The sequence below is a fragment of the Agarivorans litoreus genome, assembly GCF_019649015.1.
Lineage (GTDB): Bacteria > Pseudomonadota > Gammaproteobacteria > Enterobacterales > Celerinatantimonadaceae > Agarivorans > Agarivorans litoreus.
The window spans coordinates 2,125,001-2,150,504 of sequence record NZ_BLPI01000001.1 but is presented as its reverse complement, the minus strand read 5'-3'; the positions used below and the strand labels follow the sequence as shown (position 1 = coordinate 2,150,504).

The 25,504-nt window shown below is 44.1% G+C and carries 20 protein-coding genes (1 of these 20 only partly in view); 6 read left to right on the top strand and 14 right to left on the bottom strand.

Annotated features, from left to right (window positions below; genetic code table 11):
* Window positions 1-9 precede the first annotated feature (9 nt).
* From recF to K5L93_RS09945, 3 genes are all read left to right on the top strand, one after another.
* Complete coding sequence (recF, locus tag K5L93_RS09955; protein ID WP_220719662.1) at window positions 10-1,095, top strand: DNA replication/repair protein RecF; 1,086 nt, start codon at window positions 10-12, stop codon at window positions 1,093-1,095.
* Window positions 1,088-3,502, top strand: a complete 2,415-nt coding sequence (gene gyrB / locus K5L93_RS09950; protein ID WP_220719660.1) for a DNA topoisomerase (ATP-hydrolyzing) subunit B — start codon at window positions 1,088-1,090, stop codon at window positions 3,500-3,502. The genes recF and gyrB overlap by 8 nt, the downstream gene beginning before the upstream one ends.
* A gap of 194 nt (window positions 3,503-3,696) precedes the next feature.
* Window positions 3,697-4,164: an Hsp20 family protein gene (locus K5L93_RS09945; RefSeq protein WP_220719658.1), complete on the top strand. Its 468-nt coding sequence runs from the start codon at window positions 3,697-3,699 to the stop codon at window positions 4,162-4,164.
* Between the two features lie 54 nt (window positions 4,165-4,218).
* Here the strand turns inward: K5L93_RS09945 and K5L93_RS09940 are convergent, their stop codons facing one another.
* The 14 genes from K5L93_RS09940 to fadB all read right to left on the bottom strand — a co-directional run bounded on the left by K5L93_RS09940 (window position 4,219) and on the right by fadB (window position 21,968).
* Window positions 4,219-5,466: a valine--pyruvate transaminase gene (locus tag K5L93_RS09940; protein WP_220719655.1), complete on the bottom strand. Its 1,248-nt coding sequence runs from the start codon at window positions 5,464-5,466 to the stop codon at window positions 4,219-4,221.
* A gap of 151 nt (window positions 5,467-5,617) precedes the next feature.
* Window positions 5,618-7,453, bottom strand: a complete 1,836-nt coding sequence (locus tag K5L93_RS09935) for an alpha-amylase (protein WP_220719653.1) — start codon at window positions 7,451-7,453, stop codon at window positions 5,618-5,620.
* Between the two features lie 79 nt (window positions 7,454-7,532).
* Complete coding sequence (locus K5L93_RS09930) at window positions 7,533-7,982, bottom strand: early set domain-containing protein (protein WP_220719651.1); 450 nt, start codon at window positions 7,980-7,982, stop codon at window positions 7,533-7,535.
* Between the two features lie 241 nt (window positions 7,983-8,223).
* Window positions 8,224-10,302 (bottom strand): glycine--tRNA ligase subunit beta, encoded by a 2,079-nt coding sequence (glyS, locus tag K5L93_RS09925; protein ID WP_220719649.1) that lies wholly within the window; start codon window positions 10,300-10,302, stop codon window positions 8,224-8,226.
* Between the two features lie 10 nt (window positions 10,303-10,312).
* On the bottom strand, window positions 10,313-11,218 hold the full coding sequence (gene glyQ / locus K5L93_RS09920) for a glycine--tRNA ligase subunit alpha (RefSeq protein ID WP_016400289.1): 906 nt from the start codon (window positions 11,216-11,218) through the stop codon (window positions 10,313-10,315).
* Between the two features lie 128 nt (window positions 11,219-11,346).
* Entirely contained in the window at window positions 11,347-11,598 is a 252-nt protein-coding gene (gene tusA, locus K5L93_RS09915) for a sulfurtransferase TusA (protein ID WP_220719647.1), read from the bottom strand.
* A gap of 432 nt (window positions 11,599-12,030) precedes the next feature.
* Window positions 12,031-13,143, bottom strand: coding sequence for an ABC transporter ATP-binding protein (locus K5L93_RS09910; protein WP_220719645.1), 1,113 nt, complete (start codon window positions 13,141-13,143; stop codon window positions 12,031-12,033).
* A gap of 6 nt (window positions 13,144-13,149) precedes the next feature.
* Entirely contained in the window at window positions 13,150-14,004 is an 855-nt protein-coding gene (locus K5L93_RS09905) for a carbohydrate ABC transporter permease (RefSeq protein ID WP_220719643.1), read from the bottom strand.
* Between the two features lie 2 nt (window positions 14,005-14,006).
* Window positions 14,007-14,879, bottom strand: a complete 873-nt coding sequence (locus K5L93_RS09900) for a carbohydrate ABC transporter permease (RefSeq protein ID WP_016400294.1) — start codon at window positions 14,877-14,879, stop codon at window positions 14,007-14,009.
* A gap of 85 nt (window positions 14,880-14,964) precedes the next feature.
* The gene (locus K5L93_RS09895; RefSeq protein ID WP_220719641.1) at window positions 14,965-16,215 is read right to left on the bottom strand and encodes an ABC transporter substrate-binding protein; all 1,251 of its coding nucleotides are present in this window, start codon (window positions 16,213-16,215) and stop codon (window positions 14,965-14,967) included.
* Between the two features lie 137 nt (window positions 16,216-16,352).
* Window positions 16,353-17,792, bottom strand: a complete 1,440-nt coding sequence (locus K5L93_RS09890) for an ATP-binding protein (RefSeq protein WP_220719640.1) — start codon at window positions 17,790-17,792, stop codon at window positions 16,353-16,355.
* Entirely contained in the window at window positions 17,782-18,498 is a 717-nt protein-coding gene (locus tag K5L93_RS09885; protein WP_220719639.1) for a response regulator, read from the bottom strand. The genes K5L93_RS09890 and K5L93_RS09885 overlap by 11 nt, the downstream gene beginning before the upstream one ends.
* A 132-nt stretch (window positions 18,499-18,630) precedes the next feature.
* Window positions 18,631-19,794 carry an acetyl-CoA C-acyltransferase FadA gene (gene fadA / locus K5L93_RS09880; RefSeq protein ID WP_220719638.1) on the bottom strand — a complete coding sequence of 388 codons (1,164 nt, stop codon included), beginning with the start codon at window positions 19,792-19,794 and terminating at the stop codon, window positions 18,631-18,633.
* Window positions 19,795-19,808: 14 nt separating this feature from the next.
* The gene (gene fadB, locus K5L93_RS09875) at window positions 19,809-21,968 is read right to left on the bottom strand and encodes a fatty acid oxidation complex subunit alpha FadB (RefSeq protein WP_220719636.1); all 2,160 of its coding nucleotides are present in this window, start codon (window positions 21,966-21,968) and stop codon (window positions 19,809-19,811) included.
* A gap of 270 nt (window positions 21,969-22,238) precedes the next feature.
* On the opposite strand from fadB, the gene pepQ reads away from it, so the two are divergent.
* From pepQ to K5L93_RS09860, 3 genes are all read left to right on the top strand, one after another.
* Window positions 22,239-23,564, top strand: coding sequence for a Xaa-Pro dipeptidase (gene pepQ, locus K5L93_RS09870; RefSeq protein ID WP_220719633.1), 1,326 nt, complete (start codon window positions 22,239-22,241; stop codon window positions 23,562-23,564).
* A complete protein-coding gene (locus K5L93_RS09865) occupies window positions 23,555-24,181 on the top strand; it encodes a YigZ family protein (RefSeq protein ID WP_220719631.1) in 627 nt (208 codons plus the stop codon). The genes pepQ and K5L93_RS09865 overlap by 10 nt, the downstream gene beginning before the upstream one ends.
* A 69-nt stretch (window positions 24,182-24,250) precedes the next feature.
* Window positions 24,251-25,504, top strand: partial view of a TrkH family potassium uptake protein gene (locus K5L93_RS09860; protein WP_220719630.1) — the 5' portion only. 204 nt of this gene lie beyond the right edge of the window; 1,254 of the gene's 1,458 nt are visible here — the first part of the coding sequence; its start codon is at window positions 24,251-24,253; the stop codon falls past the right edge of the window.

Here is a 25,504-nt window from a genome sequence, read left to right as displayed (position 1 = left end):
TTGTAGCTAATGCAAATTCAAAGCTTAGGTTTACAAAACTTTAGAAATATAAAGAGTGCCAACCTAAGCCCTAATCCCAAGCTTAATGTTATTTTAGGGCAAAATGGTAGCGGTAAAACAAGTGTACTAGAAGCTATTTATTATTTGGGCTTTGGTCGCTCTTTTAGAAGTAATAGAGCTAGTAAAGTTATTACTTACCAGCAAGACAGTTTTGTTGTTTTTGCTCAGTTAGAAGAGCATAAAGTCGGATTACAAAAGTTTAAAGGTGGAGACACTGCTTTAAGGATTAACAAAGAAACAGTAAGAAGCCAAGCAGTGCTTGCTTCATTACTGCCTTTGCAAATCCTTCATCCGGAAGGGTATGGCTTAGTTGATGGTAGTCCTAAACATCGACGCGCTTATTTAGATTGGGGAGTGTTTCACGTGGAACATCAGTTCCACGCCGCTTGGCAAAACTACAAGCGAATATTGAAACAAAGAAATGCTTTGCTGAAACAGACAAGGCAATATCAAGATTTGCAGTTTTGGGATAAGCAGTTAGTTGAGCTCGCTTTAGTAGTAAGTGAGCAACGTAAAAAATATGTAGAAAGCATTTCAGATACTCTGGCCGAATTGGTTACAGAGTTTTTGCCAGAGTACCAGTTTGATATGGCTTTTTATCAAGGATGGGACGATAAAGCTGTTTTAGAAGAATTGCTAAAGCAAAGCTTTGCGAGAGACCGATTGCTTGGGTATACCCAGTACGGGCCTCACAAAGCAGATTTGAAGTTTAAGTTTGATGGCATAAATGCAGTAGACGTAATTTCGAGAGGGCAGTTAAAGCTATTTGTGTGCGCTTTAATATTGGCGCAAGGGCAACATGCTCAACAAACAAGTGGAAAGAAAACCGTTTACCTGATTGATGATTTTGCAGCAGAACTAGATATGTCTAAACGACAGTTGTTAGCTAAATACTTACAACACAATGGGTCTCAAGTGTTTGTTTCCGCGATTGAGGAGCAGATGCTAGATGGATTTGATTTAGAAGGATGCACAATGTTTCACGTGGAACATGGTGTTATCAGCGACTATAAAACGAGAGTAAAACATGGCTGAAAATGAATATGGCTCATCGAGTATTAAGGTACTAAAGGGCCTTGATGCAGTAAGAAAACGTCCTGGGATGTATATTGGCGATACCGATGATGGCTCAGGTTTACATCACATGGTCTTCGAAGTTGTAGATAACTCTATTGATGAAGCATTGGCTGGCCACTGTTCTGATGTTGTAGTAACAATTCACAACGATGGTTCGGTATCGGTATCCGATGATGGTCGTGGTATTCCAGTTGATATTCACCCTGAAGAGGGCGTGTCTGCAGCTGAGGTAATCATGACGGTTCTACACGCCGGTGGTAAATTTGACGATAACTCTTATAAGGTATCGGGTGGTTTGCACGGGGTAGGTGTTTCGGTAGTTAACGCTTTGTCGATTAAACTGCAGCTTACAGTAAAGCGCCAGGGTCATGTCTATGAGCAGTTCTATACCTTAGGTGAGCCTGATGCGCCGTTGGCAGTTGTTGGCGATACCGACAAAACTGGTACTGAACTGCGCTTCTGGCCTAGTGATGAAATCTTCTCTGATACTAAGTTCCATTACGATATTCTTGCAAAACGTTTGCGTGAATTGTCATTCTTGAACTCAGGTGTGTCTATCATCTTAAAAGATGAGCGTGATGATAAGCAGGACCACTTCTGTTATGAAGGTGGTATTCAGGCTTTTGTTTCATATCTGAATACCAATAAAACACCGATCCACGATAAAGCATTTAGCTTTAACTTCCAGCGTGATGACGGCATTGCGGTAGAAGTTGCTATGCAGTGGAACGACGGTTTCCAAGAAAACATCTATTGTTTTACTAACAATATTCCTCAACGTGATGGTGGTACTCACCTTGCGGGCTTTAGAGCTGCGTTAACCCGTACGCTGAACAGCTATATGGAAAAAGAAGTAAACAAGAAAGACAAAAGTAGTGCTACCGGTGATGATGCTCGTGAAGGTTTAACTGCGGTTATTTCTGTTAAAGTACCGGACCCTAAATTTTCCAGCCAAACCAAAGACAAGTTAGTATCTTCAGAGGTGAAGTCTGCGGTTGAACAAACCATGGGTGAAAAACTTAGTGAGTACTTATTAGAGAACCCACAAGAAGCTAAAATTATCACACAAAAAATTATTGATGCAGCTCGAGCTCGTGAAGCTGCACGCAAAGCTCGTGATATGACTCGTCGTAAAGGCGCATTAGATTTAGCTGGTTTGCCGGGTAAATTAGCGGACTGCCAGGAAAAAGACCCGGCTTTATCTGAACTATACATAGTGGAGGGTGACTCTGCGGGTGGCAGTGCTAAACAAGCGCGCAACCGTAAGAACCAAGCGATTCTTCCACTAAAAGGTAAAATCTTAAACGTAGAAAAAGCCCGCTTTGATAAGATGTTATCTTCTCAAGAAGTGGCAACGCTGATTACTGCCATGGGTTGTGGTATTGGTCGTGACGAATACGATCCAGATAAAACGCGTTACCACAACATTATTATCATGACCGATGCTGATGTTGATGGCTCGCACATTCGTACTTTGCTATTGACCTTCTTCTATCGTCAAATGCCAGAAATTATTGAACGTGGCTACATTTACATTGCTCAGCCTCCTTTATATAAAGTGAAGAAAGGCAAGCAAGAGCGCTATGTAAAAGATGAAGAATCGCTAACTGAATACCTAACCACCTTGGCACTCGATAATTCTGGTTTATATGTAAACCCAGAGGCACCTGCTATTAGCGGTGAAGCGTTAGAAAGTTTAGTGACTCAGTATCGCCGTGTTTGGAAAAACAATGAGCGCTTAGCACGTCGTTACCCTATATCATTATTGAGCCAAATGGTTTACCAGCGTGCGCTTAGTGTTGAAGAACTTAAAGATCCTGAAGTATTAGAGCAATGGTCTGAAGAGCTTATTGCTCCGGTTAATGCTGAGCTTCCAAGTGGTAACTACTACTCAGTTGAAATAGAAAAACACGATGAACGCGATATCTATTATCCTGTTGTTACACTGCGTCAGCATGGTGTGGATGTAAGCTTTAAGTTTGAGCCAGAGTTCTTTGCTTCTAATGACTACAAAGATATCTGTAGTCTATATGACAATCTTAATAACTTAATAGAAGAGGGAGCCTACGTTAAGCGTGGTGAGAAGACTAAGCCTGTTACAGGTTTCGAAGAGGCGCTTAACTGGCTAATGGCTGAGTCGCGTCGCGGTCTATACATACAACGTTATAAAGGTTTGGGCGAAATGAACCCAGATCAACTTTGGGAAACGACCATGGACCCAGAAACGCGTCGTATGTTGAGAGTAACTGTTGAAGATGCGATTGCTTGTGACCAGTTGTTTACTACTTTAATGGGTGACCAAGTAGAGCCGCGCCGTAACTTCATTGAAGACAACGCATTGAATGTGGAAAACCTAGACGTTTAATTCCAAGTTCAAAAAGTAGCACTAAAAGGCAATATGAAAATATTGCCTTTTTTGTATCTGCGGCCCTTGAAACCAAAAATCTTATCCCCACATCTAGTAATAACAGGATGCCACAAAGGTGGGTCTTGTTAAGAAAGGGACGCAGCAATAGTGCTGGTCCAATACAATTTATTGCTCTATGAGGATAATATACTATGCGTAATCAATACGACTTTTCACCACTTTATCGCACAGCCATTGGTTTTGATCGTCTAGCTAACTTTATTGAAGCTGCATCTAACCAAAGCGCTCAAACTCAGAATAACGGTTACCCTCCCTACAACATTGAAGCGGTAGATGAAAATAATTACCGAATCACTTTAGCTGTTGCTGGATTTGCAGAAGACGAGCTATCAATTGTTGCTCAAGAGAATGCATTAATCGTTACTGGTACTAAGCAGAAGAAAAACAGCCAAGCTAAGTTTTTACATCAAGGTATCGCAGAACGCGGTTTTGAGCGTAAATATCAAATTGCGGACCATGTAAAAGTAAAAGCAGCTAACTTAGAAAATGGTTTGTTGTTTATTGATCTAGAGAGAGAAATTCCTGAAGCGCTTAAACCTAAGCAAATTCCAATTAATGGTAAGGTGAATGTAGAAGCGCTAGAAGCTAAATCTGCCTAGCTTGTTATGCGATAGAGAATGAAAAGGGCCAACAGGCCCTTTTTTATTAGTGAGTTAATCTGCCAGTAGTGGGTTTACCACATCAGCTAATATCTCAATTCCGCGTTTAACCTGTTCTTCATTTTGAGCAAAGTTAAGACGAATACATTCTCGGGTATGTCGCCAGTCCTTGTCGATACCAGGAAAGAAGTAACTGCCTGGCACTATGAGTAAGCCATTTGCTTTTAACTGCTGGTAAAGTTGTTTGTCGCTGATAGTTAAACCTTCAAACCAAAGCCACAAGAACATTGCACCTTCAGATTTATGTATGCGAAATTTACTAGAAGGTATAGCAGCTTGAAGCCAGCTAATCGCTTGCTGTGATTTCTGCTGGTAGAAAGGTTTAATTACGTGGTTACTAGCATCTAGCAAGCTGTTGTCTTTAAGCATCTCGTTAGCTAGCGCAGGGCCAACGCCGCCCGGTGACAAATTAATAATCCCAGATAAATTCGAGACTGCTTTGATAGTTTCTGGTTTGGCGATAACAATGCCGCAACGTGTTCCGGGTAAACCAAGCTTAGATAAACTTAAGCAAAGAATTGTATTGTTGTCCCAGAATGGGCTAGCTCCCTCGGTAAATACCAGGTTTGGAAAGGGCAGTCCGTAGGCATTATCAATCAATAGTGGTACTTGATGCTGCTTGGCAAGTGCCGAAAGTTTGCTGATTTCGTCATTGGTAATGACATTGCCAGTAGGGTTGGTGGGGCGTGACACACAGATGAGGCCAACACTTTCATCAATAGTTAAGTGCTCAAAATCAACGTGGTACTTAAACTGCCTATCGGACAAATACTCAATGCTGGGCTTATTACCAATAAACAAGTCTTCATCAATTCCGCTATCTTCATAGCCGATATATTCTGGAGCAAGTGGGAATAGTACGCGCTTATTGTTCTTGCCTTTACCTGCAAATAAGTTAAAAAGAAAAAAGAATGCACTTTGGCTACCATTAGTGAGTGCTATATTCTCCTCTTTTATATCCCAATGGAATTCGCTTCTAAAAAAAATCGAAAGGTTGGAAATGAAGTTCTTGTTTCCTTGTGGGGCGTCATAGTTACATAGTGCAGCCAGTAAGCTCTTATTGTTTAAACCTGTTTGTAGGTGCTGTTCAAAGATTGCGTTCATTTCGGGAATCTGCGCAGGATTACCGCCGCCTAACATTATTATTTCATCACCGGCTCGGATCCCTTCATCAAGGTCATCCATCAGTTGAGTAATGCCTGAATGGCGAGTGAATTTGTTGCCAAAATTTGAATATGTCATAACGCACCTTTTAAGCTAAGGCGTCACCTTAACAAAGTTTGCTTTTGAATAGCAATCGCCATTACAAATCAAACTCCGGCTGAGTTTCACTGGGCTTAGGCAATAAAAAAGCGGCTTAAGTAAGCCGCTTTTATTTTAGTGCGGGTTGAGTCTATTTGACTTGTTGGCCTACATAAACCACAACCACCGCATCATCTCCCTTGCGGCGTTCAAATACGTAAGGAGCTGAATTTAGCTGCTTGTGCTCACCACTACCCACTGCTTGGTGGCGCTTACGGAACTGAAGGAGTTTCTGCCAGTGATTATGAACAGCTAAACGTTGTTCATCATTTAACTGATCCCAGTTCATATCTGAGCGGGTTGCTTGGTGTTTATCCGAGCTACGAGGTCCTTTTTCACGAGCACTTTCATCACCGTAGTAAACCTGTACCGCAGTAGGCATTAACAAGAAGGCTGAGCCAAGTTGTTTTTGCTGCTCCAGATCCTTGCTGATGGTACCAAAGGCTAATTTGGTATCATGAGATGATACGTAGCTTAGAACCTTGCCATCGCGCTTTCCTAGAACGTCTGCGTAGCGTTGATAGCCATCTTGCATATTAGACAAACAGTTCATGCCTTTTTTAGCTAGATCGGTTTGGTAAGTGAAATCGATCAGTGAATCAAAGCCGGCGTCAAATAGGCGCGAGTTATTTAAGCCTTGGCCCCAAAACTCACCGGTCATCCAAAAGTCATTGTCATCCAATACTTTATCTGGGTTGTTTTGCTTCCATTCACTAAACGCTTTGCTAGACGCAAGCTTTAGTGCTTGCCAAGCTTCAGGTTCTACGTGTTTAACGGTGTCGGCGCGGAAACCATCGATACCGTATTCACGAACCCAGTCAGATAACCAAGTGACCAAGTAGTCTCTAACTGTTGCTCCTGGAATTTCTACCGCTTTTGTATCAGCTTTATTTTTGTAGAAAGGCGGTAAACCCACAACGTTGTCTGACTCTGTTTTAAAGTCTGGCAAGTAAGCAAGTGACATTTCAAAATCACTTGGCCCTGGATTAGGGTAGCCGGATATGTCGGTACGCACCCAATCAGGCCCCCACCATTTTACCCACTCATTTCGGTTACCATAATCAATATAGTCGTTAAAACTATGCCAGGTTTCGCCTTTCCCAGGAGTCCAGTCGGTCCATTTCTTACCTAAGTATTCTTCAATAGGTACATCGTATTCTTGGGTAGCACCAAAACCAAACTCTTGCATGTCGCTTAGGGTTGCGTAACCAGTGTGATTCATCACAATGTCCATCACCACGCGAATGCCTCGAGAATGGGCGTCATCTACGAACTGCTTAAACTCTTCCGCAGTACCCATGTTCTGGTCCATTACAGTGTAGTCTTGCACGTAGTAGCCGTGATAACCATAATGTTTAAAGTCACCGCGCATACCGCCGCCAACCCAACCACGGATTTGCTCGTAAGGTGCAGTAATCCAAATTGCGTTGATACCTAAATCTTCGATGTAATCGAGTTTTTGGCTCAGGCCGGCAATGTCGCCGCCATGGAAGGTACCAATTTCGTTCTTGCCATCTTTAGTACGGCCATAACTGTTATCGTTATCTGGGTTACCGTTGTAGAAGCGGTCTGTCATAACAAAATAAACAGAGGCGCTATCCCAGCTAAATTCATCGGCTTTTTTACCCACAGACTCTAGTAGTAACAAGCCGCCACTTTCAGGTGAGGGGGTAAAGGTTACCTTACCTTGATAAACGGTACTCATTTGACCACTATAAAAATCCTTAACAGCGGTTCCTTCTTCAAAGCTTTCGCTTACATCTACCGTTACGGGCTGACCATCCCATTGCAGACATTGTGCGCTTTGAGTAAGTGCTTCGCTTGAGCTGCTAGCAGCTCCGCCAGTGTTTGCCTCGTTTGAAGCGCACCCAGCTATTGCCATGCTGACTAAACAACCAAGCAGGGCAGGTTTAATGACTTGTTGCATTGCTTACATCCATATAGTTATTGCTGTTGACCGAAAAAAAAAGCCCCAAAGAGGGGCTTATATAGAGAGTAAGCGGTGCTTACATTTCTACTTTTTCTACGTAAGTTACTGGTATTTCCCCTGACCAATCTAGGTAGAAACGGTAAACACCATCTTCTTCTGGAGTGAACTTGAAGTTATCAAATGCAGCACATTTGTTCATTTCACGACGTTCACCAAGTTTGATATCAGCAGTACCTGATTTGAAACCGAAGTTAGTACCACATTGCCATGCTGCATCACCAAATTTCCACTCGTAAGGTTGACCATCAGCAATTAGTGGCTCGTCAACTGGAGAAGTTGCAGACCAAACATTTTCTTTACCTTCAACAGGTTGAAGTTGAAACTGAGGATCTGCATCCCACCATGTGAATACACCACGTAGATATACGTCACGAGTTAATTTGCCTTCGCCACCGCCAGAAGCACAACCTGCCGCCATAATGGTAACTAGTGCTAGCACACCTGCTTTCATAAGATTTTTAAGCATTTCCAATTCCTTTCTATTTTTTATAGCTTTCCTTTGTCTTTACAGACAAACATTACGTAATGAGCTGAACTCGAGTTTATTTATAGCGGAGCTAGCAGCGAAAAAACGTGCCAAGCTCACACTACTATGCTGAAAAGGATTTCAAGGAAAGAGTGATTTTACTAAAAGGGTTAAGTTGATCAAAAAAAGCCGCGTCCTTTACTCGGATGCGGCTTTTTATTATGCAAAGTTAGCTTGTAGGCTATTGAATCACAGAGATGTCAGCAATTTCTAAAAACAGCTCTCGTAGCGAGTTTAATAGGCTTAAACGGTTAATTTTTAGCGCGTCTTCATCGCTCATTACCATCACGTTATCAAAGAAGTTATCCACTACTTCACGTAGGGTGGCTAGCTCTATCAATGCTGCTTGGTAATCGCTGTTTTCCAACAAAGGTTTTAAGCTGCTTTGCATAGCTGAAATAGCTTCTGCTAAGTCTTTTTCTTGCGGCTCTTTTAGCAAGCTACTATCAATTTGTGGTTTAACGAAATCTGGATTTTTAGCCAGAATGTTTGATACACGTTTATTCGCTGCTGCTAAAGCTTGAGCTTGTTCTAAAGAACGGAAGTGGCTTACCGCTTTAATGCGTTGTTCAATGTCTGCAGGTTTAGTCGGTTTACGCTCTAGTACTGCAGTAATAACGCTGGCGTCAATCCCTTGCTCTAGGTACATCGCGCGTAAGCGAGCGTAGACAAACTCAATGAGTTGGCTATGGACTTTAGCTTGTTGCTCTTGGTTTAACTCAAGCGGCAATAGCAACAGGGCGCTGTTAATTAGCGTATCTAAATCTAATTCAAAGCCTTTGTCTTGAATAATGCGAATAATGCCTAAACTGGCACGGCGCAGAGCAAATGGGTCTTTATCACCTTTAGGCAGCTGACCGATAGCAAAAATACCCACCAAGGTATCTAACTTGTCGGCAATGGCAACCGCAGAAGCAACTTTAGATTCTGGCAATTTGTCACCAGAAAAGCGTGGCCAGTATTGCTGGTTAAGCGCATTGGCTACGTCTTCGTGTTCACCGTCAAACTTGGCGTAGTACATGCCCATAACGCCTTGGATGTCCGGAAACTCAAGTACCATTTCACTGTTTAAGTCAGCTTTTGATAGCAAACCTGCGCGCTGTGCGTGTTGACTATCACCGCCAATTTCTGCGGCAATTTGTGCAGCTAGCTCTGAAACACGATTAGCTTTATCAAGTAGGCTGCCTAGTTTTTGCTGAAATACAACATTGGCAAGTTTATCTAGGCGCGAGTCTAAACGTGATTTTTTATCGGTTTCAAAGAAGAACTCGGCATCAGCAAGGCGAGGGCGAACAACTTTCTCGTTACCTTCGATAACTTGCTGAGGGTCTTTACTAACAATGTTAGATACAAAGATAAAACGTGGTAGTAAGTTACCCTTGGTATCTAAAATTGGGAAGTATTTCTGATTGTCCTTCATGGTATAAATTAGTGCTTCAGCAGGAACAGCTAAGAATTTCTCTTCGAAACTACCTACCATGGCTACTGGCCATTCAACCAAAGAACATACTTCTTCAAGTAATGCTTCATCCATTTCCACTACGCCGCCTTCTCGGGCTGCTTCCGCTTCAATTTGCTCGCGAATAATGGCTTTACGTTGTTGGTAATCAACAATCACTTTGCCGCGGCGATCTAACTGTTTAACGTAGTCGTTAGCATGGTTTAGTTCGAACTCGGCTTCACCCATAAAGCGGTGGCCGCGCACGGTACGTGCTGATTCAATACCCAGAATATTGCCTTGAACTAATTTTTCACCGTATAGCATAGTGATGGTATGCACCGGGCGAATGAACTGAGTGCTTTTAGCGCCCCAGCGCATCGGTTTTGGAATTGGTAGCTTGGCTAAGCCGTCAGCTACAATTTCTGGAAATAATTGATAAATGCTTTGGCCACTGATTTCAGCTTTGTGCAGTAGCCATTCGCCTTTATCGGTTTTTAAACGCTCTGCTTGATCAACCGTAATACCATTTGAACGCGCCCAGCCTTCGGCGGCTTTGGTGGCATTGCCGTCGGCGTCAAAAGCGCTGCTAATAGCAGGGCCGCGCTTTTCTACAACTTTATCTGGGGTCTGTTCACTCAAGTTTTGAATGCTTAGTGCTAGGCGACGCGGAGCGGCATACCATTCAACACTGGTAAATTCAAAACCGGCTTTTTCTAAGCTTTGCTGTACGTTGCTTTTAAAAGACTCAGCCAAGCCGCGTAAGGCTTTAGGTGGCAACTCTTCGGTGCCGATTTCTACTAATAGGTTTTCGTTACTCATGCTGCCTCCGTTATTTTTTGTCTTTGCATAATGGGAAACCAAGCTCTTCACGAGCACTGTAATACGTTTCGGCTACAGCTTTAGAAAGGGTTCTAACTCGTAGGATGAAACGCTGACGTTCGGTTACCGATATAGCATGGCGAGCATCAAGTAGGTTGAAGGCGTGTGAGGCTTTCATTACCTGTTCGTAAGCTGGCAATGGTAAGCCTGCTTCGATTAATTTTTGGCTATCTTTTTCACACTGATCAAATTGGGCGAATAAGGCTGTGGTGTCGGCATGTTCAAAGTTGTAAGTAGACTGCTCTACTTCGTTTTGATGGAATACATCACCATAGGTCACTTTGCCCATTGGGCCATCTGTCCACACTAGGTCATAGATACTGTCTACGCCTTGAATGTACATGGCTAAGCGTTCCAAACCGTAAGTGATTTCACCGGTTACTGGCGAACATTCTAAGCCACCAACTTGTTGGAAGTAGGTGAACTGAGTAATTTCCATACCGTTTAACCAGATTTCCCAGCCTAGACCCCAAGCACCAAGTGTTGGTGATTCCCAGTTGTCTTCAACAAAACGTATGTCGTGAACTTCTGGGTTAATGCCAAGCTCAACTAAAGAGCCTAGGTAAAGCTCTTGAATGTTGTCTGGCGATGGCTTCATCACTACCTGAAATTGGTAGTAGTGTTGCAAGCGGTTAGGGTTTTCACCATAGCGGCCATCGGTTGGGCGACGACATGGTTGTACATAAGCACTAGACATCGGTTCTGGACCGATAGAGCGCAAAAAGGTTTGCGGATGAAAGGTGCCTGCACCTACTTCCATGTCTAAAGGTTGAACAATTACGCAGCCTTGGCGGGCCCAGTAGTCCTGTAAGGCCAAAATAAGGCCTTGAAAGGTTTTAATATCGTATTTATGCATGATTAGTGTCGCGCGTATGAAAAATAATCGGTTTTATAACTGACGGAGTATACCCTAGCAAGCAGGCAGACCCTAGTGCTGTTGTGCGGGGAATTGCTGATAAATTAGACTTTTTTGAAAAAACTAAGCTAACTGCCTTTCTTGATCAAATACTGGAAGGGGGTTTGGTCAGTTTTTTTAGCCACTAAGGTGTGATCCATAAATTCGCAAAAACTTACCATATCGCGAGTAGTTGATGGGTCGTCGGCTTGCACTAACAAGGTTTCGCCAATATCAATACTGCGGATGGCTTTACGCACCATCATAACGGGTTCAGGACAACGTAAACCTAAGGCATCTAATTGGTGGTCAGCTTGATTGAATTCTATGTTATTGCTCATTTACTGCGGTCTCTTTGTGCTACCTACAGCGTTATTGTATACCAGCTAAAAGCGAGGTGTCAGCTGTCAACTTTGACCATTGCGCAGAGAGTGAGCAATATGGCAGTGGAATAAGGTGCAGAAAACTCAACAAAAAGAGGCCGAAGCCTCTTGTTGCTAGGGTCTGTTGATCTTTGGTGTTGAAATTTTGTTCGAGATAAGCGGGCTTTAATCGCGGCGAGCACTTAGAGGCCTAGTGGGCTAAGTAAGAAGTGCTTAACAAAGAGTAAAGCCCGCTTATCCGAACCCTTCGGGCAGCATTTCTTAGCCATTTATTTAGCGTTAGCGAGTGATTATTAAGCGCACTTAACTGCACACTCACTGCCTTGCCTAAATGGCTAATAAATTGATGCAAAAACCATCAGCAAAGATCAACAGACCCTAGTGTATTACTTAACGTATCCGCTGTTCGTTATTAGGGTCAAAAAACACGGCGCTCGACATATCAAACATCAAGTCTAGGTTTTCGCCCATCACCGCAGGTTTATCAGGGTCTAAACGACAGCTAATTTCTTTGTCGTTTAGTGTCACCAGCGCAATGGTATCGGGGCCAGTAGGTTCTAAAACACCCAGTTTTAGGTTTAAGGTTGTGACTAATGGCTTGTCTTGTTTGTAAGGATTCACATGGGTAATCTGCTCTGGGCGAATACCTACCACGACCGATTTACCGGCGTATTTTGCTAAGTGTTCTGGCAGTGGAATAGTGTGTGATTGTTGTTGGTCACACACTAAAGTGCCTACTAAACCTTGCTCACTTTGCTCCACACTGCAATGTAAGAAGTTCATCGCTGGTGAGCCCATAAAGCCAGCAACAAACATGTCTGCTGGGTCGTTATAAATCTCAGCTGGTGAGCCCAACTGTAGTAGCTGGCCATCTTTCATCACGGCGATGCGATCTGCGAGTGTCATGGCTTCAATTTGATCGTGGGTTACATAAACGATGGTAGTGCCCAAGCGCTGGTGTAGCTTTTTAATCTCATGACGCATTTCAACTCGTAGCTTGGCATCTAGATTACTTAAAGGTTCATCAAACAAGTAGATCTTGGGTTGACGCGCTAAGGCGCGGCCCATTGATACCCGTTGTTGCTGGCCACCCGAGAGCTGCGAAGGCTTTCTATCTAGCAGGTGCTCAATTTGCAGTAATTGGGCGACACGAGTGATTTCTTTATCGCGTTCTGGTTTATCCATTTTTTGAATTTTTAAGGCAAACTCAATATTGCCACGTACGGTCATATTGGGGTAAAGCGCGTAAGACTGGAACACCATCGCAATATCGCGGTCTTTAGGGTCTACGTCGTTTACTACTTTGCCATCTATGCAAATGTCTCCGGCGGTAATTTCTTCTAAGCCGGCAATCATGTTCATTAAAGTAGATTTACCACAGCCAGAAGGACCAACTAGGATCAAAAACTCACCCGACTCAATGGAGATATTAATATCTTCTAGGGTATTGGGACCGTTTTTACCATAGCGCTTATAAAGTTGTTTTATATCTAAGGTCGCCATTAATTTTTATCCTTTTACTGAGCCAGCGGTTAAGCCGCGCACAAAATATTTTCCTGCAACAACATAAACCAATAAGGTTGGTAACGCGGCGATAATCGCGGCGGCCATGTCTACGTTGTATTCTTTAACACCAGTACTGGTGTTTACTAAGTTGTTTAACGCCACGGTAATAGGCTGCGAGTCTGAGCCCGAATACACCACGCCAAATAAGAAGTCGTTCCATATCTGGGTAAACTGCCAAATGATGCAAACCATGATGATAGGTTTGGAGATAGGCAGCATTATTTTGAAGAAAATGGTGAAGAAGCCTGCGCCATCTAACTTAGCTGCCTTTACTAGTTCTCCTGGTACCGATACATAGAAGTTACGGAAGAACAGGGTAGTAAATACCAAGCCATAAACCACATGCACAAATACTAAACCGGTGGTGGTATTGGCTAAGCCAAATTTACCTAAGGTGGCTGCCATAGGGAGCAAAATTACCTGGAAGGGAATAAAGCAGCCAAATAGCATTAAGGCAAAAAACAAGTTTGAACCTTTAAACCGCCAGTGAGCAATGACATAGCCGTTTAAAGCGCCGATCAGGGTAGAGATAAATACTGCAGGAATGGCCATTTTAAAGGAGTTCCAGAAGTAGCCTTTCACCCCTTCACAAGTTACCCCTGTACAGGCGCTTCCCCAAGCTTTAAACCAAGCTTCAAATACCCATACTTCTGGCAGCGACAACAGGTTGCCGCCACGAATATCCGGTAGGGTTTTAAACGAGGTTAATAACATTACCAGTAGCGGCATTAAATAAATGGCACAAAACAATATTAAGATGAAGTAGATGAACAAACGTCCCGGAGAAAATTTAGTCATGATTATTGCTCCCGGTTACGTAGTTCAGAGTATAAATACGGCACGAGTATCGCGAGTACGCCGCCTAACATCATCATGGCGCTGGCCGCACCTAAGCCCATTTGTCCGCGAGTAAAGGCGTGGGTATACATAAACAGTGCTGGTAAATCCGAGGAGTAACCCGGTCCGCCAGAGGTTAGGGCGGTTACTAAGTCAAAGCTCTTAATCGCGATGTGTGAGGTGATAATTACCGCACTAAAGAATACCGGGCGCAGGCAGGGAAGAATGATTTTCCAGTAAATGGTGGGCATGCTTGCGCCATCGATTTGCGCCGCTTTTACGATGCTTGAATCTATGCCGCGTAAGCCAGCCAGAAACATTGCCATTACAAAGCCGGAGGATTGCCAAACGGCTGCAATCACTAAGGTATACACCGACATGTCGTTGCTCACTAGCCAGTTGAATTCAAAGCTGGTCCAGCCCCAGTCATGCATCATTTTTTCTAAACCTAAACCGGGGTTTAAAATCCACTTCCAGGCAGTACCGGTCACAATAAATGACAGCGCCATTGGGTAAAGGTAAATCGTGCGGATCGCTCCCTCTTGGCGAATATTCTGATCCAGAAATATCGCTAACAAGGTGCCTAAAATAATTGAGATGATGATAAACAATACGCCAAAAATCAGCAGGTTAATGCATGAAGTAACCCAGCGGTCATTCTCCATCAATTTTTGGTATTGCAGTAAACCCGCCCACTTAAAGTTGGGTAAAAAGCGAGAATGGGTTAACGATAGGTAGCCAGTCCAAGCTACGTAGCCATAAATACACACTGTAACCAGAAATATCGACGGCGACAGAATGATTTTAGGCAACCATTTTTGCAGAGTATTAAACATAGTACAGCCTCGTTCGAACTCCGTGTTCAAACTAACATGGGGATAGCAAAGGTAAACTCCGGCCGGGTGGCCGGAGTTTTAAGGCTTATTTAGCGGCTTTAACTACACGCGCTAACTTCGTTACCGCTTCTTTAGGGTCACCGTCTGGATCATTAAAGAAGTTGGTCACTACATCGTAAATGGCACCTTGAACGTAACCAGTAGTGGCTAGGCCATGCGCCATGCTTGGCACTAGGTCGCCCGATTGGTTACTGGCTTTAAAGGTAGCCATTGAATCTAAAGCACAGCTGTCAAACTTGCCCATATCCATATCGGTACGCACTGGAATAGAGCCCTTGTTTAAGTTGAATACTTCTTGGAATTCAGGAGTAAGAATAGTTTTAGCTAGGGCTTTTTGCGCTTTAACATTATCGGCGTTGCTTAGTTCAAACATGGCAAAGCTGTCGATGTTAAAGGTAAATTGGCCGTCGGTACCTGGCGCTGGTAAACAAACAAAGTCTTTGCCTGGTTCTTTACCTGCGGCAACAAATTCGCCTTTCGCCCAGTCTCCCATAATTTGCATACCGGCTTGGCCATTAATTACCATGCTGGTGGCAATGTTCCAATCACGGCCTGGAGAGTCGCTATCGATGTAGTTACTCATTTTTTTGAAAACGGTAAATACTTCAACCATTTTGTCGCTGCTAAGCACTGCATCGTCGTGCATCACAAACGCTTTGTTGTAATCCTCAGAACCTAAGATGTCTAAAGCCACGGCTTCAAATACTGTGGCGTCTTGCCAAGCTTGGCCACCGTGAGCCAATGGGATAATGCCCGCCGCTTTTAGTTTTTCTGCAGAAACAAAAAACTCATCCATTGTGGTAGGGATTTTGGCGCCTGCTTTTTCAAATACTGCAGGGTTAGCCCATAACCAGTTTACGCGGTGCACGTTTACCGGAACGGCTACATAGTCGCCGTTAAACTTCATTACGTTAGTTACTACCGCTGGAACAACTTCATCCCACTTCTCGGCTTTAGCTACGTCATTCAGGTTACTTAAAAATCCAAGATCTGCCCATTCTTGAATGTCGTGACCTTTGATTTGTGCTGCTGCTGGTGGATTACCAGAGATCGCGCGAGTTTTTAGTACTGTCATCGCACTTTCACCACCGCCACCGGCTACAGCAAAGTCTTTCCAAGAGTGCCCTTGGGCTTCTAACATTTCTTTTAGCACGCCGACAGATTTGGCTTCACCACCCGAAGTCCACCAGTGAAGAACTTCTACTTCCCCTGCATAAGCAAGGTTAATAGCGCCAGTAAGTGCCAGGGTAGAGGCGAGAGTTGCATATTTACGCATATTGATGCCTTTGTTATTTTTTTGTGAATTCCATTCCTTATTTCACCAATCTTACTGCGCTGATTGGCTACTTAATAGACTAGATGAAACAGCTTGATAACAAAGTAACCTTTTGTAACTAAGTTGTTACAAAAGGCTTATTTAATGTGAGGTAGTTGGAGTTTTACTTCTAAACCTCCTTGAGGGAGGTTTTGTAGGGTGATGTCACCACCATGAGCATGGGCAATGTTGCGGGCAATACCCAAGCCTAAACCAGAGCCAGAATCGTCTTTGCTTAAGCGTACGTAGGGGTTAAATACTTCTTTAATTCGCTCTTCCGGAATACCAGGGCCATGATCAACAAATAGCAAACAAAGCTCGGCATCATCATCGAGCAAATAAATCTCAATATCGTTGCCGTACTTAATGCCATTTTCTACAAGGTTGCTGATGCAGCGCTTTATCGCTAACGGTTTTCCGCGATAAGGATTGTCAGTTTCACCAAATACCACTACTTTGCCTAAGAACGGTTCAATGCAGTGTTTTAAGTGAGTCATTATATTGATATCACTTAAGTTTTCATGAATATCGGTATCTTTAACTGTTTGCAAAGCACCCTTTGCCATGATCTCTAACTCGTCTAAATCACGGTTAAAGGCATCGATTATCTTCTCATCATCAAGCAATTCTGCGCGCAAGCGTAGTCGGGTAATCGGCGTTTTTAAGTCGTGAGAAATAGAGCGAAATAATAATTCTCGATCTTCAATATAACGCTTCAGTTTACCCTGCATAGTATTAAAGGCGCGGGTGGCTTTGCGAATTTCATCGCTGCCTTCTTCCACCAATGGCGGTTGAAATAAATCGATGGTTAAACGTGAAGCCGCTTTGGCCAAACGGCGCAGTGGGCGAGTTTGACGGCGAACTAAGATAAAGGTGAACAGTAGCAAGAAAAAAGTCATCAAGGCGATGAACATGATGCGATCTTGCGGTAACAGGTTGTCTTGCAAGGTCATGTAGGGTGCGGGCAATAATGCAGCTAAGTAAATCCACTCGCCACTTTCTAGCTCTATTTGAGTCACCAAAATGGGTGGATTAAGCGGTTGAACTTGCAGAGTATGTGATGCCCAAGAAGAGGGTAGGTCTTTAAGTAATATATCGTTTTTTAGTACATGTAGCTTGTCGGGCATGGAAAAGTCTACATCAATCATTGGGCTGCGATTGAGCTCGCGATGCAGTACTTCTCCCACGGTTTGAATCACAATGTTTTTACGGTGACTATCGGGGATGGAGTCAATGTGAATGTATTCTTTATTAAGTGAAACAAAGAAGCGGGTGCCGCCCATTTTGCGCAACTGATTAAGCACAATGTGGCGATATTCAGAAGGTAAAGACTCAAAAAAGGTCACCGTAGAAGCCAAACTCAAGGCTAAGTTTTGCGAGGTTGAACGCAAACCATCAGACTCGGATTGGCGTAATTGGTAAAACCAAATAAAGCTACTGGCACCCTGCGCTAGGCCAATTGCTAATAGCAATAGTAGTAGCATTCTCGCTAGTAAGGAGTTGGGCTTTATTCGATTTAAGAAGGCCTTAAACTTCATGGCTCACTTGTGTCACCATCATGTAACCTACACCGCGAATAGTTCTAATTAAGCGGGTATTGCTGCCATCGTCTTTGAGGCGCTGGCGCAAACGAGAAATTTGTACGTCTATGCCACGCTCCATTGGCAAGCTTTCGCGCCCGCGGGTGGCATCGCTAATCGTATCGCGATCCAGGGTTTCGTTAGGATGCTGTAAGAACAGTTGTAACAGGCGGTAGTCACTACTTGATAGTTCAAGCTTGTCCCCGTCTTCATGCTCAAGTTGCTGAGTCTGGCTATCTAAACGCCATAGGCCAAAGCGAATGTAGCGGGTATTTTGTTGCGCATTCGCGGTAACTTGAGAACGGCGCAACAAGGCTTTTACACGTGCTAATAATTCGCGAGGGTTAAAGGGTTTACCAATGTAATCATCTGCGCCTAACTCTAAACCTACAATCCGGTCCATTTCGTCTGAGTTAGCGGTAAGCATAATAATTGGCACATTTGAGGTACGACGAATTTTTTGGCAAAGGGTGAAGCCATCGTCGCCGGGTAACATAATATCAAGAATGATTAACTCTGGGTCGTTACTCTCTAGTAACTTTGCCATCTCTTCACCGTCGTTGGCGCTAATCACGTCAAAACCTGACTTACTTAAATATTGTTCAAGTAAGCTGCGAATTTCTAAGTCATCATCCACTACCAATAACTGTTTAGCTATAACCATGAGCCTCAATTCTGTTTTTCGAAGAGTTTATGGCCTAAGAATAACAAACAACGGGCTTGGGAAAAACGCTTGCTCTATTTAAGCAAAAAAAATGGGAGCTTAATGCTCCCATTCACAGCTATTTTTTAGACTTTATGGTCGTTCAAACACTGTCGCGATGCCTTGGCCTAAACCAATACACATAGTGGCAACACCCAGTTTGGCGTCTTTGGCTTCCATAAGGTTGATTAGCGTTGTAGAGATTCGCGTGCCAGAACAGCCCAAAGGATGACCTAAAGCAATGGCGCCACCGTTTAGGTTTACCTTATCGTCTACTTGGTCCATCAAGCCTAAATCTTTCACACAAGGTAAAGACTGTGCAGCAAAGGCTTCGTTAAGTTCGAATAAATCGATATCTTCAACTTTTAGACCGGCACGTTTAAGTGCTTTTTGGGTCGCGGGCACCGGGCCGTAACCCATAATCGACGGATCGCAGCCCGCAATGGCCATAGAGCGTACTTTTGCGCGTACCGTTAATCCAAGCTCAGCGGCTTTTTCTGCCGACATCACTAACATGGCCGATGCGCCGTCTGATAGTGCTGAAGAGGTACCTGCGGTTACTTTACCGTTTGCTGGGTCAAATACCGGGCGTAGTTGAGACAAACCTTCTACTGTGGTTTCTGGACGAATCACTTCGTCTGTTTCAATTAGCTTTAAGGTACCGTCGGCATCGTGGCCTTCTACTGGGAAGATTTCGTTGGCGAAACGACCCTCTAGCGTAGCTTGGTGAGCTAAACGGTGTGAGCGGGCGCCAAATTCGTCCATGGCTTCACGGCTAATCCCGTGCATTTGCGACAGCAACTCGGCGGTTAAGCCCATCATACCCGCAGCTTTTGCTACTGATTTAGCCATGCCAGGGTGAAAATCTACCCCGTGATTCATTGGCACGTGGCCCATGTGTTCAACACCACCTACGATGAATACATCACCTTGGTCGGCCATAATAGCGCGTGCGGCGTCGTGCAAGGCTTGCATCGACGAACCACATAAACGGTTTACGGTGACAGCTCCGGTTGAATGCGGCAAGCCGGCTAACAATGCGGCATTACGCGCAACGTTAAAGCCTTGCTCTAAGGTTTGTTGCACACAACCCCAGTAAACATCTTCAATGTCATTGGGATCGAGCTTAGGGTTACGCTCTACCAAGCCTTTCATTAGCTGAGCAGACAAGTCTTCGGCACGTACATGTCTAAAACACCCGTTTTTAGAGCGGCCCATAGGAGTACGAATACAATCTACAATCACTACTTCTTTCATTTTATATTCCTCCATTAACCTTGCTTGCCGTAGTAAGTTTCGCCCGCTGCTGCTTTAGCGCGGAGGCCGTCGGTAACTTGATAAAGTGGACCAAGTTCAGCGTATTGATCTGCAAGAGCTACGTAGTTATCTAAGCCCATGGTATCTAGGTAGCGGAATACACCACCACGGAATGGAGGGAAGCCTAAGCCATAAACCAGTGCCATATCGGCTTCGGCAGGGCTTTGAATAATGCCTTCTTCTAAACAGCGCACCACTTCGTTAATCATTGGAATCATCATGCGGGCAATAATCTGTTCACTGCCGTAGTCGTAACGTTCTTTGCAAATTTTGGTGAGCAAATCATAGCTGGCCGGATCGGCATCCTTTTTCGGTTTACCTCGGCGGTCTTTGGTATAGGCGTAAAATCCTAAGCCATTTTTCTGGCCAAAGCGTTCAGCCTGGTACATAACATCAATCGCATCTTCGCCGGTTTTACTCATGCGCTCTGGGAAGCCGTCAGCCATCACTGCGCCAGCATGGTGGCCGGTATCAATACCTACCACATCAAGCAGGTAAGCTGGGCCCATTGGCCAACCGAATTGTTTCTCCATGACTTTGTCTACTTTTACAAAGTCAGCACCATCTTGAAGTAGGCGAGTAAAACCAAAGAAGTAAGGGAACAATACACGGTTTACAAAAAAGCCTGGGCAGTCATTAACTACCACGGGGGTTTTGCCCATTTTGGCAGCGTAAGCTACTACGCTATCGATGGTTTCTTGAGAGGTCTTTTCACCGCGAATAACTTCAACCAATGGCATACGATGCACTGGGTTGAAGAAGTGCATGCCACAGAATTTTTCTGGGCGAGCTAAATTTTTAGCCAATAGCGAAATAGGAATGGTGGACGTATTTGAGGCAACAATGGTATCGGCAGAGACTTTCTGTTCTACCTCTTGTAGTACTGCTGCTTTAATTTTTGGATTTTCAACCACTGCTTCAACCACGATGTCGCTATTAGCGATAGACTCATAATTTAAGCTTGGATTAATGGCTGAAAGGATTTTGCCCATTTTCAAACCATCTATACGACCACGCTCTAACTGTTTGTTGAGTAACTTGGTTGCTTCATTCATGCCAAGCTCTAGTGCTGCTTGGTTAATGTCTTTCATTACCGCAGGTACGCCGCGGCTAGCGCTTTGATAAGCGATACCACCACCCATAATGCCAGCGCCTAGTACTGCGGCTTGATTAATAGCTTGGGCATTTTTAGCGGCCTTTTTAGCTAAACCTTTTAGCTGTTGGTCGTTTAGGAAGATACCAACCAGGGCTTGAGCAACATCTGATTTTGCCAAGCCAATAAAGTATTTGCCTTCTAAGGCTAAAGCTTCTTCACGTCCGCAAGCTGCTGCCTTTTCCATGGTTTTAACTGCAGTGATAGGAGCGGGGTAGTGTGGCCCCGCTTTTGCGATAACCATACCTTTGGCGCAGTTAAAGCTCATCATGGCTTCTATTTTATTTAATGCGAGGGGCGATAGTTTAGCTTGGCGACGATTCTGCCAATCAATTTTTTCACTGATGGCATCTTGCAGCATGGCTAAAGCCGCATCATGTAATCGTTCTGCGGGGACAACAGCGTCTACCATGCCAAATTTTTGTGCTGCTGCTGCTTTGTAGTTTTTACCGGTAGTAATCCACTCCATGGCGTTATCGGCGCCAATTACTCGGGGTAATCTCACTGTGCCACCAAAGCCAGGCATTATGCCCAGTTGGGTTTCGGGTAAGCCTATGCGTGCACTAGGTTCGGCAATACGTAAATCTGTAGAAAGGATAAATTCGCAGCCGCCACCTAGTGCGTAACCATTAATCGCGGAAACGGTAGGTACAGGCAGATCTTCTAGGGCGTTAAAAATGTCATTGGCTTTAGTTAGCCAAGCGCCTAGTTCTTCTTCTGGCAGTGCAAACAAACCCAAAAACTCGGTGATATCAGCACCAACAATGAAGGCGTCTTTTGCCGAACTAAGCAATAAGCCTTTTAGTTCTGTTTGCTGTTGCAACGCGCTAATAGCTTCATCTAGCGATACTAAAGTGCTTTTATCTAGCTTATTTACACTTCCTTGCTTGGCATCGAATGTTAGTTCAGCGATACCGTCGGCAATATAACGAACACTAAGGTTCTCGCCTTGATATATCATTCTGCTCTCCTTGTAGCTGGTGTGCATTGCACCAGTTTTGTGTAGGGGTTAGAGATAAACTTGTAATCAATTTGTTACTCAAACATTAAAACAAATATAACACCCATTTAAAACACTTGTTTGATATTTTGTTGCTTGCCGCACAAAACCGTTTGTGAGTGGTTGGCTTATTTCCTTAATAAATCATCAATTAACTGCTCTAGATCCAACTATATGTTTATTAAATGCGCTATAACTAAATAGCTAATTAATAGTCGTAGAGAGGGTGCTATGCCAACTATTCATCAACTGTTTTCTCAGCATATTGAACAATTGCAGCAACGTGTTGCAGATGTATTAGAGCGTGAGGAGCTTGACGCTTTAATCATTCACTCGGGTTACCCTCTACGAACCTTTTTGGATGATCAGCATTATCCTTTTAAAACAAACCCGCATTTCAAACATTGGCTGCCGCTTACAGAGCATCCACACTGTTGGCTGGTGGTTGATGGCACAAGCAAGCCGGTATTGATTTATCATCAGCCAAGTGACTACTGGCATAAAACGGCAGGTGACCCGGAAGGCTTTTGGGTAGATAGTTTTGAGATTAAGCGCATGGCTAATCCACAAGATATTGAGCCCTTCCTGCCAGTTAAACGACAACGATGTGCCTACATCGGCGAGCATCCAGAGTTAGCCGAGGCTTTGGATATTGGGGAGCGAAACCCAGAATCAGTACTTAACTACCTGCATTATTACCGCGCTTACAAAACCGACTACGAGCTTGAATGCATTCATGAGGCAAACCGTCGTGCGGTTAAAGCCCACCTTAGCGCTAAAGAGTTGTTTTTCGCTGGTGCTTCAGAGTTTGAAATTAACTTAGCCTATTTAGCTAGCTTGGGAAAAAGTGAATACTCACTTCCTTATTCAAACATTATTGGCATGAATCAAAATGCGGCAATTCTTCATTACACCGCTTTAAGTGCCAGTAAGCTTGCCGAGAAACAGCATTATTCAATGTTGATTGATGCTGGTGCTGAGTATCGGGGGTACGCGGCAGACATCACCCGCACCTATGCTTACCGTAAAGGACTGTTTGCTGAGCTGGTGGCTGAAATGGACAAACTGCAGCTGGCTTTGATTGCTGATTTAAAACCCGGGTATCGCTATACCGACCTGCACTTTAAAGCGCATCGACAGTTAGCCAAGCTGTTAGTGGATTTTGAGTTTGTATATTGCAGTGCTGCTGCCGCCGTAGAAAAAGGTATTACACGTTGTTTTTTCCCACATGGTTTGGGTCATCACTTAGGGTTGCAGGTGCATGACGTAGGGGGTTTTATGCAAGATGAAGACGGCGATGTACAAGCTGCACCGGCCAGTGATCCGTTTTTGCGCTGTACTCGCATGATTGAACCTCGCCAAGTGCTTACCATAGAGCCCGGTTTATATTTTATCGAAAGCTTGTTAAGCGAATTGGCCGAATCAGAGCATACTCGCTTGATTAATTGGGCAAGGGTTGATGAAATGCGTCGCTTTGGCGGTATTCGTATAGAAGACAATGTTGTGGTTACCGCGCTGGCTTGTAACAACCTAACGCGAGAGCAAAATTGGCAATAGCAGTAAATGATTATTTTAAACCGCAGCAAACGGTGAGCTGCGAAGAGTTAATCAAACGTAGCCGTTTTATTAGCTTGATTATTCCAGTTGCTAATCGCCAACAAGCACAGCAACAGTTAGAAGAAATAAAACAGTTACATCCACAAGCGCGTCATCATTGTTGGGCTTTTGTGGCTGGTCACCCTAACGATAGCCAGTGTTTGGGTTTTAGTGATGATGGCGAACCCTCGGGGACAGCGGGTAAACCTATGTTAGCCCAATTGCAGGGAAGTGGCTTAGGTCAAATTCTGGCGGTGGTTGTTCGCTATTCAGGTGGCATTAAACTTGGTACTGGTGGCCTGGTTAAAGCTTATGGCGGTGGCGTTCAGCAGGCATTAAAGTTAGTTGAATCTGAGCGTGTGGTAGCTTGTGGAGAGTGCAGCTTAGAATTTGATTATGCCTATACAGCCCAAGTAGAGAGTATGCTCGAGCGCCATCATGCGCTTAAGCTTGATACTCAGTTTTCTAGCCTAGCGAAGATGCAGGTTAGTTTACCGCTTAGTGAATATGCAGCTTTCAAACAACAGCTGATTAACCTCTCAAGTGGGCAGATTAAGGTAGGGAAGCTGCTGTCTTAAGTTGTCTTGTGCAACGCTTTACTTCAAGATATGCAGCATTAACTTTATTTAGAAAGAGATACGACACGGATGCAGATCAGAGCGATTATTAGGATCGTTGGACTTCTAGTAATGCTATTTAGTCTCGCTATGATCGTTCCGGCTATTGTCGCTGCGGTATATAAAGATGGTGCTGGTAAGGCCTTTATGGCCGCCTTTGCATTGTGTGTTAGCGCGGGTTTTCTATTGTGGTTCCCACAACGCCATCAAAAAACTGAACTTAAAGCCAAAGAAGGCTTCCTCATTGTTGTTCTATTCTGGACGGTGCTGGGTAGCGTAGGTGCGCTGCCGTTTATTCTTACCGAAAACCCCAACATGTCGGTTACCGACTCCTTCTTTGAATCATTCTCTGGCTTAACCACCACTGGTGCCACAGTGATTGTTGGTATCGAAAATCTGCCTAAAGGTATTTTGTTTTACCGGCAAATGCTGCAATGGCTGGGTGGAATGGGCATCATTGTATTAGCGGTTGCGGTATTGCCTATTCTTGGGGTTGGGGGCATGCAGCTATATCGCGCCGAAATTCCTGGTCCAGTTAAAGACAAAAAGATGACCCCCAGAATTGCCGAAACCGCCAAGGTGCTTTGGTACATCTATTTGTTTCTCACGATTAGTTGTACGGTGGCATTTTGGTTGGCGGGTATGTCGTTGTTTGATGCCATTTGTCACGCTTTCTCAACCATTGCTATTGGTGGTTTTTCTACTTACGACGCCAGCCTTGGTCACTTCGATAGTTCTCTCATTAATACCATCTGTGCGGTGTTTCTTATTATCTCTGGGATTAATTTCTCTTTACACTTTGCCGCGGTAAATGGTCGCAACATCACCTTTAAGTACTATTTTCTAGACCCTGAGTGCCGAGCGTTTTTCTTTATTCAAATTAGCTTAACCTTGATTTGTGTGGCTATTTTATTAGCCCAGCAAGTTTATAGCTCTCCCACGGTTGCGCTAGACCAAGCCTTTATTCAATCTGTGTCCATCTCAACGACAGCCGGTTTTACTACCACCAGTTTCTCTGAGTGGCCGTTGTTTTTGCCTGTGTTGTTAGTATTTTCTAGCTTTATTGGCGGTTGTGCTGGTTCGACCGGTGGTGGCTTAAAGGTAATTCGGGTATTTCTTTTAAGTCTGCAGGGTATGCGAGAGCTAAAACGCTTGGTTCATCCTCGTGCGGTGTATCAAATTAAGTTGGCAAATAAAGCCTTGCCCGACCGAGTATTAGAAGCCGTATGGGGCTTCTTTTCTGCTTATACATTAGTGTTTGTTATTTGTATGTTGGGGCTTATC

Coding starts and splice junctions, on each gene's coding strand:
- K5L93_RS09935 (WP_220719653.1), bottom strand. CDS start 7,453: ATGCAACAAGTCATTAAACCTGCCCTGCTTGGTTGTTTAGTCAGCATG.
- K5L93_RS09895 (WP_220719641.1), bottom strand. CDS start 16,215: ATGCGTAAATATGCAACTCTCGCCTCTACCCTGGCACTTACTGGCGCT.
- K5L93_RS09885 (WP_220719639.1), bottom strand. CDS start 18,498: ATGGTTATAGCTAAACAGTTATTGGTAGTGGATGATGACTTAGAAATT.
- glyS (WP_220719649.1), bottom strand. CDS start 10,302: ATGAGTAACGAAAACCTATTAGTAGAAATCGGCACCGAAGAGTTGCCA.
- pepQ (WP_220719633.1), top strand. CDS start 22,239: ATGCCAACTATTCATCAACTGTTTTCTCAGCATATTGAACAATTGCAG.
- tusA (WP_220719647.1), bottom strand. CDS start 11,598: ATGAGCAATAACATAGAATTCAATCAAGCTGACCACCAATTAGATGCC.
- K5L93_RS09930 (WP_220719651.1), bottom strand. CDS start 7,982: ATGCTTAAAAATCTTATGAAAGCAGGTGTGCTAGCACTAGTTACCATT.
- K5L93_RS09905 (WP_220719643.1), bottom strand. CDS start 14,004: ATGACTAAATTTTCTCCGGGACGTTTGTTCATCTACTTCATCTTAATA.
- K5L93_RS09900 (WP_016400294.1), bottom strand. CDS start 14,879: ATGTTTAATACTCTGCAAAAATGGTTGCCTAAAATCATTCTGTCGCCG.
- gyrB (WP_220719660.1), top strand. CDS start 1,088: ATGGCTGAAAATGAATATGGCTCATCGAGTATTAAGGTACTAAAGGGC.
- K5L93_RS09910 (WP_220719645.1), bottom strand. CDS start 13,143: ATGGCGACCTTAGATATAAAACAACTTTATAAGCGCTATGGTAAAAAC.
- fadB (WP_220719636.1), bottom strand. CDS start 21,968: ATGATATATCAAGGCGAGAACCTTAGTGTTCGTTATATTGCCGACGGT.
- K5L93_RS09940 (WP_220719655.1), bottom strand. CDS start 5,466: ATGACATATTCAAATTTTGGCAACAAATTCACTCGCCATTCAGGCATT.
- K5L93_RS09945 (WP_220719658.1), top strand. CDS start 3,697: ATGCGTAATCAATACGACTTTTCACCACTTTATCGCACAGCCATTGGT.
- glyQ (WP_016400289.1), bottom strand. CDS start 11,218: ATGCATAAATACGATATTAAAACCTTTCAAGGCCTTATTTTGGCCTTA.
- fadA (WP_220719638.1), bottom strand. CDS start 19,794: ATGAAAGAAGTAGTGATTGTAGATTGTATTCGTACTCCTATGGGCCGC.
- K5L93_RS09890 (WP_220719640.1), bottom strand. CDS start 17,792: ATGAAGTTTAAGGCCTTCTTAAATCGAATAAAGCCCAACTCCTTACTA.
- recF (WP_220719662.1), top strand. CDS start 10: ATGCAAATTCAAAGCTTAGGTTTACAAAACTTTAGAAATATAAAGAGT.